General features: G+C 68.0%; 17 protein-coding genes. 10 read left to right on the top strand and 7 right to left on the bottom strand.

Annotated elements, in window-relative coordinates; genetic code table 11:
• Positions 1 to 16 precede the first annotated feature (16 nt).
• Positions 17 to 823: an NRDE family protein gene (locus PLC66_RS11885; RefSeq protein ID WP_324540618.1), complete on the top strand. Its 807-nt coding sequence runs from the start codon at positions 17 to 19 to the stop codon at positions 821 to 823.
• Here PLC66_RS11885 and PLC66_RS11880 read toward each other — a convergent pair.
• From PLC66_RS11880 to tadA, 4 genes are read right to left on the bottom strand one after another with little or no spacing between them, the layout of a single operon-like run.
• On the bottom strand, positions 789 to 1568 hold the full coding sequence (locus PLC66_RS11880; RefSeq protein ID WP_324540617.1) for a spermine/spermidine synthase domain-containing protein: 780 nt from the start codon (positions 1566 to 1568) through the stop codon (positions 789 to 791). The genes PLC66_RS11885 and PLC66_RS11880 overlap by 35 nt on opposite strands.
• The gene (locus PLC66_RS11875; RefSeq protein WP_324540615.1) at positions 1561 to 2019 is read right to left on the bottom strand and encodes a GNAT family N-acetyltransferase; all 459 of its coding nucleotides are present in this window, start codon (positions 2017 to 2019) and stop codon (positions 1561 to 1563) included. The genes PLC66_RS11880 and PLC66_RS11875 overlap by 8 nt, the downstream gene beginning before the upstream one ends.
• Positions 2016 to 2495 (bottom strand): L,D-transpeptidase family protein, encoded by a 480-nt coding sequence (locus PLC66_RS11870; protein ID WP_324540612.1) that lies wholly within the window; start codon positions 2493 to 2495, stop codon positions 2016 to 2018. The genes PLC66_RS11875 and PLC66_RS11870 overlap by 4 nt, the downstream gene beginning before the upstream one ends.
• Positions 2496 to 2960 carry a tRNA adenosine(34) deaminase TadA gene (tadA, locus tag PLC66_RS11865; protein WP_324540611.1) on the bottom strand — a complete coding sequence of 155 codons (465 nt, stop codon included), beginning with the start codon at positions 2958 to 2960 and terminating at the stop codon, positions 2496 to 2498.
• Positions 2961 to 3166: 206 nt separating this feature from the next.
• On the opposite strand from tadA, the gene xpt reads away from it, so the two are divergent.
• Together xpt and PLC66_RS11855 are read left to right on the top strand one after the other, a co-directional pair.
• Positions 3167 to 3772 (top strand): xanthine phosphoribosyltransferase, encoded by a 606-nt coding sequence (xpt, locus tag PLC66_RS11860; protein WP_324540609.1) that lies wholly within the window; start codon positions 3167 to 3169, stop codon positions 3770 to 3772.
• Positions 3773 to 3895: 123 nt separating this feature from the next.
• Positions 3896 to 4756, top strand: a complete 861-nt coding sequence (locus PLC66_RS11855; RefSeq protein WP_324540607.1) for an HDOD domain-containing protein — start codon at positions 3896 to 3898, stop codon at positions 4754 to 4756.
• Positions 4757 to 4779: 23 nt separating this feature from the next.
• Here PLC66_RS11855 and PLC66_RS11850 read toward each other — a convergent pair whose 3' ends face one another.
• A complete protein-coding gene (locus PLC66_RS11850; protein ID WP_324540605.1) occupies positions 4780 to 5730 on the bottom strand; it encodes an alpha/beta hydrolase in 951 nt (316 codons plus the stop codon).
• 139 nt (positions 5731 to 5869) lie between these two features.
• On the opposite strand from PLC66_RS11850, the gene ppk2 reads away from it, so the two are divergent.
• The 4 genes from ppk2 to PLC66_RS11830 all read left to right on the top strand — a co-directional run bounded on the left by ppk2 (position 5870) and on the right by PLC66_RS11830 (position 9532).
• On the top strand, positions 5870 to 7057 hold the full coding sequence (gene ppk2, locus PLC66_RS11845) for a polyphosphate kinase 2 (RefSeq protein ID WP_324540603.1): 1188 nt from the start codon (positions 5870 to 5872) through the stop codon (positions 7055 to 7057).
• 133 nt (positions 7058 to 7190) lie between these two features.
• Positions 7191 to 7379 (top strand): hypothetical protein, encoded by a 189-nt coding sequence (locus PLC66_RS11840; RefSeq protein WP_324540601.1) that lies wholly within the window; start codon positions 7191 to 7193, stop codon positions 7377 to 7379.
• Between the two features lie 31 nt (positions 7380 to 7410).
• Entirely contained in the window at positions 7411 to 8913 is a 1503-nt protein-coding gene (locus PLC66_RS11835) for a methyl-accepting chemotaxis protein (RefSeq protein ID WP_324540599.1), read from the top strand.
• A gap of 61 nt (positions 8914 to 8974) precedes the next feature.
• Entirely contained in the window at positions 8975 to 9532 is a 558-nt protein-coding gene (locus PLC66_RS11830; protein ID WP_324540597.1) for a glutathione peroxidase, read from the top strand.
• Between the two features lie 10 nt (positions 9533 to 9542).
• On the opposite strand, the gene PLC66_RS11825 is transcribed toward PLC66_RS11830, so the two are convergent.
• Entirely contained in the window at positions 9543 to 11354 is a 1812-nt protein-coding gene (locus PLC66_RS11825) for an SLC13 family permease (RefSeq protein ID WP_324540595.1), read from the bottom strand.
• Between the two features lie 247 nt (positions 11355 to 11601).
• On the opposite strand from PLC66_RS11825, the gene gorA reads away from it, so the two are divergent.
• Positions 11602 to 12942 carry a glutathione-disulfide reductase gene (gorA, locus tag PLC66_RS11820; protein WP_324540592.1) on the top strand — a complete coding sequence of 447 codons (1341 nt, stop codon included), beginning with the start codon at positions 11602 to 11604 and terminating at the stop codon, positions 12940 to 12942.
• Between the two features lie 13 nt (positions 12943 to 12955).
• The gene (locus PLC66_RS11815) at positions 12956 to 13165 is read left to right on the top strand and encodes a hypothetical protein (RefSeq protein WP_324540590.1); all 210 of its coding nucleotides are present in this window, start codon (positions 12956 to 12958) and stop codon (positions 13163 to 13165) included.
• Here the strand turns inward: PLC66_RS11815 and PLC66_RS11810 are convergent.
• The gene (locus tag PLC66_RS11810) at positions 13162 to 13491 is read right to left on the bottom strand and encodes a DUF2249 domain-containing protein (protein WP_416163234.1); all 330 of its coding nucleotides are present in this window, start codon (positions 13489 to 13491) and stop codon (positions 13162 to 13164) included. The genes PLC66_RS11815 and PLC66_RS11810 overlap by 4 nt on opposite strands.
• Before the next feature lie 192 nt (positions 13492 to 13683).
• Here PLC66_RS11810 and PLC66_RS11805 point away from each other — a divergent pair, with 192 nt between their 5' ends.
• The gene (locus PLC66_RS11805; RefSeq protein ID WP_324540589.1) at positions 13684 to 14358 is read left to right on the top strand and encodes a LemA family protein; all 675 of its coding nucleotides are present in this window, start codon (positions 13684 to 13686) and stop codon (positions 14356 to 14358) included.
• Positions 14359 to 14360: the final 2 nt, after the last annotated feature.

The raw sequence follows: 14360 nt of genomic DNA, 5'->3' as shown, positions 1-14360 counted from the left end.
GACGGCACCGGCGCCGATGTGCCTGATCGTCCTTGCCTGGCGCGCACACGCGGACTACCCGCTGGTGGTCGCCGCCAATCGCGACGAATTCCTCGCGCGACCCGCGGTACCGGCGCACTGGTGGACCGATGCGCCCGACCTGCTCGCCGGCCGCGACCTCGAGGCAGGCGGCAGCTGGATGGGGCTGGCGCGCACCGGCCGCTTTGCCGCCCTCACCAACTATCGCGACCCCAGCCGCCGCATCGAGGGCGCGCCCTCGCGTGGCGCACTGGTGCGCGAGGCGCTGAGCGCCGAAACGGGCGCCCACGAGGTGCTGCAGCAACTGGCCGGCACCAGCGAGCGCTACGCGGCGTTCAATCTCCTCGTCGGTGACGGAGACAGCCTCGGCGTGCTGGAGAGCACCACCGGCCAGGTGCGCATGCTGACCCCGGGGGTGTACGGGCTGTCCAACCATCTGCTCGACAGCCCCTGGCCCAAGCTGCTGAAGACACGCCAGGGCCTCGCCGAGGCGCTGCGTGCGCTGCCGGCCGGCACATCGACAGCGCCGCAGCAGGAGGACGCCCTCAGGGAGCGCCTGCTCAGCCTGCTGCGCGACCCCCGCCCCGCGCCCGACCCGCATCTGCCCGAGACCGGCGTCAGCCTGGAATGGGAGCGCTGGCTGTCACCGGCTTTCATCCGTGCGCCCGGTTACGGCACGCGCTGCAGCAGCGTGGTGCTGATCGGACAGGACGGCCGCGTGCGCTTCACCGAATGGACCTGGGACAGCCACGGCGAGCTGTACAGCGAGGTCAGCCACCGCTTCCACGTCGCACGCCGGGCATGAAGCGGCGCTGACGCACGAGACGCTCGTCGACGCGGCGCGCGATCGCGGCGAGGTCGAAGCCCTGGCCGGGGACCAGCGCGCGGGCGCGGTCGAGCACTTCACTGCGAGTGGGCGGAAAGTGCCCGTCCTTGCTCGCGAAGCTGACCCGGTTGTCGCCGTCCTCGGCGCCGATCGCGAGCACCCGATCGTCAAAGGCCGCGCGCAACCGTGCCGCATACACCGAGTAGCGCACATCGCCCGCCCAGTGGTTGGTCACCAGCACGCCGCCCGGGGCCAGCATGCGCCGGCAGTCGGCGTAGAAGGCGACGCTGCCGAGGCCCTCGGGCAGGCCTTCGGCAACGAAACCGTCGACCAGCAACACGTCGGCCGCCTCGGCGGTCTCGCGCACGAAATCCGCGCCATCGCCGCACACCACACGAAAGCGTTCGCTGTCCGGCGGCACGCCGAAGCGATCGCGCAAGGCGATGACCTCGGGGTTGATCTCCACCGCGGTGAAGCGCGTCTGCGGCAGGTGGCGCAGGCAGTACTTGGCCAGCGAACCGCCGCCAAGCCCGATCATGACGATGTGCTCCGGCGCAGGCCTGAACAACAGGAACCCCATCATCGCCCGCGTGTAATCGAGGGCAAGCAGGTCGGGCTCGGACAGCAGCATCACGCTCTGCACGGTGAGCCCGTCGAACTGCAGCGAGCGCAATCCGGCGTGCTCGGCGACGAACAGTCCGCTGCCCGCCTCGCCTTCAGCCATGCTCCCCCTCCACCGGGCCAATCGCGCGCCACATCGCGCGGTGCAGGATGCCCGCCTCGACGAAGGGCTCCCCCTCCTCGACGAAGCCGTGGCGGCGATAAAAGCCCAGCGCCGGGACCTGGGCGTTGAGCACCACCCGCTCGAAGCCGCGCCGTGCCGCTTCGGCGACCAGCGCCTCGAGCACGGCGCCGCCCACGCCGCGACCGCGCCAGCCGACCTCCACCGCCATGCGACCGATGTGGCCGTCGGGCAGCAGGCGGCCGGTGCCCACCACCCGGCCATCGGGCCCGAAGGCGAGCGCATGGCGGCTCACCGCGTCGAACGCGTCCAGTTCGATCTCGAGCGGCACCCCCTGCTCGCGCACGAACACCTGCGTACGCAGCGGCGTGGCATAAGGTGCCGCGCGCGCCCAGTCGTGGATCTCGATGGCAGGGAGGCCGGTCGTGCTCATTCGTGGATCTCCACCGGTGTGCCGGGTGCGACCAGCGCGAAGAGCTCCATCACTTCGCGATTGCGCATGCGGATGCAGCCATGCGACAGCGGCACCCCCATCGGCTGGTCGTCGCCCGTGCCGTGGATGTAGATGTAGCGGCGCATCGAGTCGACGCTGCCACCGCGGTTGCGGCCGGGCTCCTCGCCGCATAGCCAGAGGATGCGGCTGAGGACCCAGTCGCGCCCCGGGTGATCGGCGGCGAACTGCATCGACCAGACCTCGCCGGTGGGCCGTCGGCCGCGGAACACCGCACCCCGTGGCGCATTCGCGCCGATCTTGGCGCGGATGCGATGGCGGCCGCGCGGGGTGCACTCGCTGCCGTTCTGTTCTCCCGCACCCTTCGCGGCGGTGGACACGACGTAGCGCCGGATGCAGGCGCCATCGTCACCGAACAGCGACAGGCACTGCACAGCAAGATCGACACGAATGCGCATTCAGGCCACCAGGGTCCGGCCGCGCCGCGCGGCAAAGAAGTTCGACAGGACGCGTCCGCACTCGTCGGCGAGCACCCCGCCCTCGATGCGCGCATGGTGATTGAGGCGCGTCTCGGCAAACAGGTCGAGGACGCTGCCGGCGACGCCGGTCTTGGGGTCGCGGGCACCGAACACGACGCGGGCGATGCGCGCGTGCATGATCGCCCCCGAGCACATGACGCAGGGCTCGAGCGTGACGTACAGCTCGCAGCCCGGCAGCCGGTAGTTGCCCAGGCGCTCGGCAGCGTCGCGCAAGGCCATCACTTCGGCATGGGCGGTGGGGTCGTGGCGCCGGATCGGCTGGTTGAAACCGCGACCGACGATCTCGCCATCGAGCACGACCACCGCACCCACCGGTACTTCGTCGCAGGCTCCGGCCTGGCGCGCCTGCTCGAGCGCGGCGCGCATGTAGTCTTCTTCGTTCATCAACTGGTCGTAAAGGCGGTCGTAAAGGCGCTTGGGTTGGAGGCCTCGATCGCCGGCGCGGAGCCCGCTGCCGGTGACCTCATCGAGGGCCGATTCTACCGGACGCCGCGCCCCGGGATCGGGCGCCTGCGCAATCTGCTTGCTGCGCTAGAATGGCGGCTCTCTGCCCTCGAGCCCCGGGGGCGCTTTTGTTTGCGGACCTGCGCATGAACGACGCCGACCTCGCCCTCCTCCGTCCCTACGCCCCGCTGGTGCGTCGCATCGAAGCCGAAGCGACGGTCATCGGCGACCAGATCCTCAAGATCGACCACTTCCTCAACCATCGCATCGAACCGGGCTTCATCACCGAGATGGGCCAGGAGCTCGCGCGTCGGGTCGCCCGCTTCAAGCCCAGCGTCATCCTCACCGCCGAAGCCAGCGGCATCGCGCCGGGGCTCGTCGTGGCCCAGGCGCTCGGCGTGCCGCTGGTGTATGCGAAGAAGTACGCCCCCCAGGTCGAATCACCGGCCCTCGCGCGCGTGATCCCGTCGCCGACCAAAGGGGGCGAGACCAAGCTGGTGCTGTCGCAGCGCTACATCATGGGCAGCGATCGCGTCGTCATCGTGGACGACTTCCTGTCCAATGGCCGCACCGCCGTGGCGCTGATCGAGATGGCGCGCGAAGCCGGCGCCGAGGTGCTGTGCGCGAGCTTCATCGTCGAGAAGCGCTTCAAGCAGGGGCATGCGGCAATCGAAGCGCTCGGCGTGCCGGTCGCCACCCTGGCCCAGGTCGAGGGACTGGAGAACGGACGCGCGCGTCTGACACAGCCCTGAACCGGAGCGCGACCGTGGGATATGCACGCCCAGGCCGATGGCGGGCCCGCTAGACTAGGCGCCGACCTCGCCCGCTGCAGCCCGGGCACACCGCCACCGAACTTCGCAGGAACCAGCACCGACATGGAAGAATTCGAAACGCAGACCGAGGCTTTCGCGCAGCAGATCGAAGAAGAACTGCGTGACGGAGTGTTGAGCTTCCCAACGGTGTTCGACCTGTCCCTGCGCATCAAGAAGCTCGCGGACGACCCCGAGAGTTCGCTGTCGGCCATTGCCCACGTGGTCAAGACCGAGCCGGTGCTGGCGGCCAAGGTCATCCGCATGGCCAACACCTTGCTGCTGAACCCCTACCGTGGCGAGATCAACAGCATCGACGACGCCATTGGCCGCATCGGACTGTCCACCCTGCGCTGCCTGGCCTACGCGGTCGCCGCCGAACAGCTCGCGCGTGACCACCGCTCGCGCCAGATGCGCCTGGTCGCCACCGGCCTGTGGATGCACTCGATCGACGTCGCCGCCTGGGCCTACGCCTTCGCCCGCCACCTCAAGCGCGACACACCGGACGCGGCCCTGCTTGCCGGCCTGATGCTGAATGTCGGCCAGTTCTACCTGCTCGCCCGTGCCGCGCGCTATCCCGCGATCGAAGGCAACATGAACCGCTTCGCCGAGGTGGTCTCGCTGTGGGACGAGCCCGTGCGCAATGCCGTGATGGAGGCCTTCGACCTGCCCGAGCTCGTCGTGGACGCCTGCGCGGCCGACCCGACCGCGCACACCGAATGGCCGCCGGCCGCGCTCGGCGACGTCATCTTCGTCGCCACCCTCGCCGCGGAAACCCTCAATCCCTTCGACACCCTGCTCGGCGTGCAGCGGCGACCCGAGTTGCTTGAAGCCAGCCTCGGCGACCTCGACCCGGAAGCCTTTCGCGCGCTGATGGCCGCGGCGCGTGAAATGCGCCAGGAGATGATCGCCGCCGTGTGCGGCTGAAGCCCCGCCGCAATCCCGGAGGCTCAGCCCACGCCCGGCAGCAGATGGCGGCGCAGCGTTCGTGCCGCCATCTCGATCACCTCGCCGGCCTCGGGGAAGACCTTGCCGAGGGTCAGGAAGCCATGCACCACGCCGGGAATCTCGACGTAGTCGACCACCCCGCCCTCCGCGCGCACACGCTCGGCGAAGGCGGCGCAGTCATCGACGAGCGGATCGAACTCGGCGCTCACCAGCAGCATCGGCGGCAAGCCGGCCAGTGAGGCCGCGCGCATCGGCGAAGCGCGCCAGTCCTCGGTGTTGCCCTCCGGCAGGTAACGCGCGAAGAACCACTCGAGCGTGCCGCGATCGAGGAAGAAGCCGTCGGCATAGCGCTCGCGCGAGGCCCGCGTGCTGATGATCTCGGTGCTCGGGTAGATCAGCAGCAGCATGCCGGGCTGGACCGCCTGGCCGCGCAGCGCGAGCGCGGTCACGATGGACAGGTTGCCGCCTGCGCTGTCACCACCAAGGGCGATGGCATCCGCGTCGATCGCAAGCAGGTCGGCTTGCTCGACCGCCCAGTGGAAGGCGAACGCGGCATCGTGCACCGCCGCCGGAAAGGGATGCTCGGGCGCCAGCCGATACTCGACCGACAGCACCGCGCAGGCGGACGCATTCGCCAGCTGCCGGCACAGCACGTCATAACTGGGCACGTCGCCCACACACCAGCCACCGCCATGAAGGTAGATCAGCAGCGGCAGGCGGTCCTCGGCATGGCTGGACAGCGGTCGATACAGGCGGCCAAGCAGCGCGCTGCCATCGGGCCGCGCCATCGGCACCTCCAGCGTGGACGCCACCGGCGGCGGCTCGGGGCGAAACGCGAACTGGAGCTTGTGAAACGAGTGCCGCGCCTGGGCCTCGCCCAGGTCGTGAAAACGCGGCGCGCCGACACGGTAGGCCATGTCGAGCAGGGAACGGGCTTGGGGGGTCAGCGGCATGGAAGCAGGAGCGGCACGGCAGCCGCGGCTCTGGATGGCGAAAGAGGCGCAATTCTAGCGTTCATTGCCCGACAAACCCGCCACACCCGTGACCAGACAGTGAGGAATAGAATGTCGGGATGGTAAGAGGAGGATTCACATGGACCAGAAGGACCCCGTGCACAACCCCGCCGATTTTGCCTCGGACAAGCCCGCCGCCTCCGCACCGGCCAAGCCCAGGCGCAAGCCTTCGGTGCGCAAGGTCAGCCAGGGCGACACTGCGCCAGCGCTGACCACGGCCGCCATCGAAGCGTTCGAGATCGAGCAGGCGACCGAGGCCGCAGAAGACTCCAAACTCACCGCGGTGACGGACATCCTGAAGACCGCGGTGCAGCGCGACCCGAGACATGCCACCCGCGCCCTTGAGGCGATCCTTGCCGGGGCCTCGCCGGACGACATCCATGCCTTGCGGCGCGCCCTGATGCGTGCCGAAGGCGGCACGCCCGCCGCCGACGCCCACCCCGACGACGAGCTCGCCGAAGACTGGCGCCAGGGCGGCTACCCCTACCGCAATCTGATGTCGCGCAAGGCCTACGAGAAGCAGAAGTACCGCCTGCAGGTCGAACTGCTCAAGCTGCAGGCCTGGGTGAAGGAAACCGGCCAGCGCGTGGTGATCCTGTTCGAAGGGCGCGACGCGGCCGGCAAGGGCGGCACCATCAAGCGCTTCATGGAACACCTCAACCCGCGCGGCGCGCGCGTGGTCGCACTCGAGAAGCCCTCCGAACTCGAACGCGGACAGTGGTATTTCCAGCGCTACATCCAGCACCTGCCCACCGCGGGCGAGATCGTGCTGTTCGACCGCTCCTGGTACAACCGCGCCGGCGTCGAGCGCGTGATGGGCTTCTGCTCGCCGGACGAATACAACGAGTTCATGCGCCAGGTGCCGGAGTTCGAGCGCAACCTCGTGCGCAGCGGCATCCAGTTGATCAAGTTCTGGTTCTCGGTGAGCCGCGAGGAGCAGCGGCGCCGCTTTCAGGAGCGCGAGTCGCACCCGCTCAAGCAGTGGAAGCTGTCGCCCATCGACCTCGCATCGCTGGACAAGTGGGACGACTACACGAAGGCCAAGGAGGCCATGTTCTTCTACACCGACACCGCCGACTCGCCGTGGACGGTGGTGAAGTCGGATTGCAAGAAGCGCGCGCGACTCAACGCCCTGCGTTACGTGCTGCACCGGCTACCCTACACCAGCAAGGACCTCGACCGCATCGGCGCGCTCGACCCCTTGCTGGTGGGCCGTGCGAACGTGGTCTACGAGCGTGGCGAGAAGGACGCGGTTCCGCTGCTTTAGGCCCGCTCTCCAGCATCGGCAGGGCCATGGTGACCGATGCGATCGAGGATCAGGATGGGGGCGCTGAGTCGCCGGTGGGTCCGTCCCCGTTCAGCGGCTAAAGTTTCACCAGGGCCTGCCGTTCAAGCGAGGCATGTTTAGCGCTGGAACGCAGGACGCCTCCGATCGACACCAGCCCGGCTCCCCGCAGGCGGCGCCAGGTGGTGTCTTTCGACGCCGCCTGGCCTGGGTCGCACTCGTGTTCTGGATTGCCTACAGCGGAGCACTGCTGGGCTGGCATGCCCTCACCCTACCGCCTGCCGATGCGTGCATCGTGCGCTGAAACCGCACACGACCGAAACCAGGAAAACCTCATGTCCAGGCCCCCAGACTCCCCCGACAGCCTGCACGGCTTTCGTGCCGCTGCCGACCGGCTGATGCTCGCCTTCCTTGGCGCGCTGTTTGTCCTGACGCTCGGCATCGCCGCGTACACTGAGAGCTGGCTGATCGGCATCGCCGTCGGCTTGCCCGCATTGCTCGTGCCAAGCGCTTTGGTCTCGCTCGTACCCGGCTCACTGCTTTCACGGTGCGCGATCGCCGCGGCCTTCATGGTGTTCTCGGGGCTGACGATCCAGCAGTTCGGTGGCGTGATCGAGGCCCACTTCGGCATCTTCGTGCTGCTCGCCTTCCTGCTCTACTACCGCGACTGGCGCCCCATCCTGCTCGCTGCCCTGCTCATCGCAGTCCATCACCTTGCATTCAACACCCTGCAGGCCCTCAACTGGGGCGTCTACGTGTTCGAGAGTGGGCCGTCGCTGGCGCGAGTACTCGGGCATGCCGCGTACGTCGTCGTGCAGGCGGGAATGCTGATGTACATGGCGCTGCGGCTGGAACAGGAGGCGATCGAGTCGGCGCGGGTCGGCGAGCTCGCTGCACGCATCGGTGAAGGCGACCTGCGACCGCTCGGTCATGGCGATGGTGCCTCCAGCCTGCTGCGCTCGGTCCTCGACATGCAGGGCAAGCTCGCAAGCACGCTCGAGCGCTTCAACCGCGAGGCGCAGGCAATTGCCAGCAGTGCGCAGGCGCTGGACCACCATTCAAGCGTCGCCGCCGAACGCATGCGCCAGCAGCGCGGCGCCACCGGGGACATCTCGGCCTCGGTCGACGCGCTCACCAACGAGATGGCGCGCCTGGCAAGCGATGCGCAGCAGGCACGGACCCTGGCTGCCGACTCGGGGGCCTCGGCACGCAATGGCGCCGGCATCGTCCAGGCGGCGATCGACGAGATCACGGGCATCGCCAGCACGATCCAGCATTCGGCGCACAGCGTCGAGGAGTTGGGCAACCAGTCTGACCGCGTGGCGGAAGTCGTCGGCCTGATCAAGGACATTGCCGGCCAGACGAACCTGCTCGCCCTCAACGCCGCCATCGAGGCTGCACGTGCCGGCGAACAGGGCCGTGGCTTCGCGGTCGTCGCCGACGAAGTGCGCAAGCTCGCCGAACGCACCTCGGCCGCGACCGAGGAGATCGCCAGCATGATCGACGACATCCAGGCGAGCAAGGCGCAAGCGCTGGCCAACATCGACTCGGCGGTCGAGCGTGTCGGCAAGGGCACCGAGCTCGCTGCCGAGGCGGGGGCCTCGATCGGGCGCATCACCGACGACGCAGGCCGCGTCGAACAAGTCTTCGGATCGATTGCAGCCAGCCTCGGTGAGCAGAGCGCGGCTGCGCGACACATTGCTGCAGCGGTCGACGCCGTGGCCGGCCTCGCCGACGAGACGGAGGCCTCCGCAAGCTTCGTCGCCGGAGAGGTCGACACCCTGGAGCGCGCGGCCCGCGAACTGTCGCAGACGGTGGGCAGCTTCCGCATCGCCTGATGCACAGCGAACCGGCAGCGCAGCCCGTGGTCTATCCGGCACCCCAACCGGAGATGAAACCATGCTGCACGCGACCTTCCGCCGCCTGTTTCTGCCTGCCGCCGTTGCGGCACTGTGCGCCCCCGCGCTCGCCGATCAGGGCGCTGCGGCCAGCCAGATGTTCAGCCATGAAATGCGACGCCTGCATTCGGACGAGGTGGTCGATCTGGCCGCGCGCTTCGGCGGGCAGGCGGTCCTCGTGGTCAATACCGCCAGCCATTGCGGCTTCACCGGCCAGTTCCGCGAGCTCGAGGCGGTGCATCAGAAATACAAGGACAGAGGCCTGAAGGTGGCGGGCTTCCCGTCCGACGACTTCCGCCAGGAGGCGGACGACGAGGCCAAGACGGCCGAGGTGTGCTTCACCAACTTCGGCGTCAGCTTCGACATGTTCGCGCCGATCTCGGTGACCGGCGACAAGGCTCATCCGCTGTTCCGCGAGATCGCGCGCCAGTCGTCGGCGCCGCGCTGGAACTTCCACAAGTACGTGATCGACCGCAATGGCCGCGTCGTCGCATCCTTCCCGAGCCGGGTGAAGCCCGACGCCCCGGAAGTGCTGAAAGCCATCGAGCAGGTGCTGTGAGCGCTCGCGCTTACAGCGCGCGCAGCGGCCAGAACAGCGGAATCAGCACGCTGGCCGCCGCCCACACGATGAGGTTCATCGGGATGCCGAGGCGGGCGAAGTCCGCGAAACGGTAATTGCCCGCGCTATAGACCAGGGTGTTGGTCTGGTAGCCGATCGGGGTGGCGAAGCTCGCGCTCGCGGCGAACATCACCCCCACCACGAAGGGGCGCGGATCCACCCCCAGGTGCTGGGCAACGCCGATGACCACCGGCGTGAACAGCACCGCCACCGCGTTGTTGCTGATGAACTCGGTGGCGATTGAGGTCATCAGGATCACCAGCGACAGCATCATCCACGGCGACAGTCCCTCGCCGATCGTCACCAGGCTGCCCGCCAGCAGGGCCGCGAGGCCGGAATCTCGCATCGCGATGCTGATCGCGAGCATGCCGAAGATGAGCACGATGATCGGCCATTCCACTGCCTTGTAGGCCTCATCGGCGCGAATGCAGCCGGTGATCAGCACCACCGCGGCGCCGATGATGGCCAGCCCCTCGATCGGCATCACGTTGAAGGCCGCCAGCAGCATCACCCCGGCGATGGTGGCGAGCGCGACCGGCGCCTTGGTGCTGCGGGTGGCGCTGACCTTGCCGTCGGTGATCGCGAACAGGTCGCCGTTGTCGCAGAAACGCTTGATCTGCGTCGGCGTGCCTTCGACCAGCAACACGTCGCCAAACTGGAGCTGGAAGTCGTCGCCCACATCCGGGATCGAGGCATTGCGGCGATGCACGGCGATGAGGTGGATGCCATAGCGCGCGGCGAGGTCCAGGTCGCGGATCGGGCGCTGCACGTAGCGCGAGGTCTGCCCGACCAGGGCTTCGACGATCACCACGTCGCGCCGGCGCAGGGTCTCGAGGTCATGCGGGTCGGCCGCGGGCGGACTCTGCACGCGCAGGCCGACGAGATCGGTGCTGCGCAGGTCAACCATCGCACTGCTGCGCGTATGCACGATCAGGCGGTCGCCCACCTCGAGGCGGGTCTCCGGCGCCGGCGCCGACAGTTCGTCCTCGCCACGGAACAGCTTCAGCACCTTGATGACGCCGTTCGACAGCCGGGCCTCCTTGAGTGTGCGGCCGGCCAGGCGCGAGTTCTCGGGTACGAACAGCTCGGTCATGAACAGACGGTCGCTGCTGCCGCTGAATTGCTGGGTCAGGGTCTCGCGCACCGGCAGGAAGCGCTGCGCGAAGACGGCCATGAAGGCGCAGCCGATCAAGGCCATCACCAGCGCCGGCGCGGAGATCTCGAACATCGAGAAGGGCGCCAGCCCCATGTCACGCGCCACGCCATCGACCAGGATGTTGGTCGAGGTGCCGACCATGGTCACCAGCCCGCCGAGGATGGTGGCGTAGGACAGGGGAATCAGCAGGCGCGAGGGCGCCACCGCGAAGCGTCCGGCCATGGCGATCACGGCCGGAATCATCACCATCACCACCGGCGTGTTGTTGATGAAGGGCGACACCGTCACCCCGACCAGCAGCATTGCAATGAGAAGGCGGCGCTCGCTGTGCCCGGCGAGATTGCCGATCCATTCTCCGAGCCGATCCACGCAGCCGGTGCGCCCGAGGGCACCGCTGATGATGAACAGGCAGACGATGGTGATCGGCGCGCTGTTGCTGAACACGCTCAGCACCTTCGCGGGCGTGAGCAGGCCGAGCGCCAGCAGCAGCGCGACCGCCGCAATGACCGCGACGTCGGGCTTGACCCATTCGCGCACGAAAGTGACGAACAGACCGATCAACACGACGCCGACGATCAGTGCATGAACACTTTCGGGAAGGGGCATGATTCGGTGATGCGGTGCAGAATTCAGATCGCAGCACCTTAACCGAGGCCTTTAAGATCGCAAAAGAATATAAAGTTATCTTTTTATTCTCTGCGTAGAGGATGGCGGCCAGGCCTTGCCAGGTCCTCATCCACCACAATGGAATCAAGCCCCCAGACCGGCGCAGCCGGGCGAAAATGCAGCCATTGGCGAATCCCTGCCCGGCAGCGGGATCTGCTTCAAGGGCTCAACAGCATCGGAGTGAGGAATGAAGAACTACGACTACATCGCCATCGGCGGCGGCAGCGGCGGCGTGGCGACGGCACGGCGTGCGGCGGAATACGGCGCCCGCGCGCTGGTGGTGGAGGCGGGCAGGCTCGGCGGCACCTGTGTCAATGTGGGCTGCGTGCCCAAGAAGGTGATGTGGTACGCCTCGGGCATCGCGCAGACCCTGCGCGACGCCCCCGGCTACGGTTTCAGCGTCGGCGAGACGCGGTTCGACTGGAACACCCTGAAGACCCGCCGCGACACCTATGTCGCGCGACTGAACGGCATCTACGCCAGCATGCTCGACAAGGCCGGCGTCGATGTCGCGCGCGGCTTTGCCCGCTTCGTGGATGCACGCACGATCGAGGTCGGGGGCGAGCGCTTCAGCGCCCCGCACATCGTCATTGCCACCGGCGGCGGGCCGCTGGTGCCCGACATCCCGGGCGCCGAGCTGGGCATCGACTCGGACGGCTTCTTTGCGCTAGAGCGGCAGCCGCGCCGCGTCGCCGTGGTCGGTGCGGGCTACATCGCGGTCGAACTGGCGGGCGTGTTCAACGGCCTGGGCAGCGAGGTCAGCATGCTCGTGCGCGGCCCTCATCTGCTGCGGCCCTTCGACGCCATGCTGCGCGAGGAGCTGATGGCGCAGATGCAGGAGGACGGTGTGCGCCTGCACTTCGGCACCCAGGTGCGCAGGGTCAGCCGCCAGGCCGACGGCACGCTCCGCATCGAGTGCGGCGATGGCGGCATGCTGGAGGTGGACGCACTCGTGTGGGCGACCGGCCGCCGGGCGAACACCGGCGCGCTCCGACTGGAGGCGGCCGGTCTCGCGGCCGACGACAAGGGCGTGATCGCCACCGATGCCTTTCAGAACACCGCCGTCCCCGGCATCTACGCCATCGGCGACATCACCGGGCGCGCCGAGCTGACCCCGGTGGCCATCGCCGCCGGGCGTAGGCTGGCGGCCCGACTGTTTCTGAATCAAGGGGACAGCCGGCTCGATTACGAGCACATTCCGACGGTGGTCTTCAGCCATCCGCCGATTGGCACCGTGGGACTGACCGAGGACGAGGCCCGCAGCCGGCTGACCGACGTGAAGGTCTACACGACGCGCTTTACCGGCATGTATCACGCCCTTACCGAGCATCGGCCGAAGACCGCGATGAAGCTGGTGTGTGCCGGCCCTGACGAGCGCATCGTCGGCGCCCACGTCATCGGTGAAGGCGCTGACGAGATGCTGCAGGGCTTTGCGGTGGCGGTAAAGATGGGGGCGCGCAAGGCGGATTTCGACGACACGATCGCGATCCATCCGACCAGCGCGGAAGAATTCGTCACGATGCGCTGAGGGAGAACGCGCGATGCCGATGAGCTACGAACAGCACCTCGACGAGGTCGCCACCCTGCTCTATGAGCGCTACGACCAGAGCGAGGAAGCGGCCATCAAGCTGGTGATGGCCGCCCAGGCGGACGACTTCTTCAGCGGGCACGACGACGATCCGTCGATGTGCACACTGGAGCGCGCGCAAGCCGATGCGCGCGCGATCTTCCGCAAGTACCGGAAGGCTTAGCTGCTCGAGCAGCCGCAGCCGTGGCCGCCACCGCCGCAGCTACCCGTTGCCGCCGCTGCGGCCGGGATGCCGGCTGCAGCGGGCGCGCCGAGCTGGATGGTGAAATCGATGACGATGTTGCCCGGCTCGCGGGCGACGTAGTTGATGCCGACCTGGTTGCCATAGCGCTGCTGGATCTGGCCCAGCAGGGGCACGGGGTCGTGGTCATTGACGAAACGCATGACCTCGCCGTCCTCGAGCGACTCGAGGGCGCCGAAGATCGCCGCATGGCGGAAGCGCTTGGCGACGCCACGCGCATCGAAGGGGTGAACATCGTTCTGGAACATCGTGATCTCTTCCATCGGTTGGGATCCGGACATGACCTGCGGCCGGACTCGCAGCGAAGCGAATCCTATGCGGGGGCGGGTGCGCCCGCCTTGAGGAAAAACAAGAATTCGGGCTTGGCCGTCAGGCCCCGCGACGGTCGCGCACTGGTACAGTTCGACGACGCCAGCATCAACAGATCAGGGAGTCACACCATGCTTGTCGCCACCACGCCCGCACGTTCAACGACGCCCCCCGCAAAGCGCAACACCGGCGCGCGCCACTTCAGCGCCGCCGCCGTGCTCAGCGCCAGCCTGCTGCTGGGCGGCTGCGGCTACAACGACTTCCAGCGTCTGGACGAACAGACCAAGTCCAGCTGGGCCGAGGTCCTGAACCAGTACCAGCGCCGCGCCGACCTGATCCCGAACCTGGTGGAAACGGTCAAGGGCGAGGCGAACTTCGAGCAGGAGACCCTGAGCCGGGTGATCGAGGCACGCTCGCGCGCGACCGCGATCCAGGTCACCCCGGAGATGCTCGATGATCCGCAGGCGATGGAGCGCTTCCAGCAGGCCCAGGGCCAGCTCGGCAGCGCGCTGTCGCGGCTGCTTGCGGTATCCGAGAACTACCCCAACCTGCGCGCCAACCAGGGTTTTCAGGACCTGCGCGTGCAACTCGAAGGCACCGAGAACCGGGTCACCGTGGCCCGCAACCGTTACATCGAATCGGTGCAGGCCTACAACGTCCTCGCGCGCAGCTTTCCCACCAACCTGACCGCGATGGTGTTCGGCTACAGGCCCAAGGCGGGCTTCACGGTGGCCAACGAGGCCGAGATCTCTGCGCCGCCGCGCGTGGACTTCGGCGGCCAGGGCAGCGGCGCGGGCGCGCGCTGACC

Origin of the sequence: Thauera sp. (assembly GCF_035444905.1) — a bacterium.
Classification (GTDB): Bacteria; Pseudomonadota; Gammaproteobacteria; order Burkholderiales; family Rhodocyclaceae; genus Thauera.
Note: the sequence above shows the minus strand (reverse complement) of the source record. Positions and strands in the feature narration are given on the sequence as shown.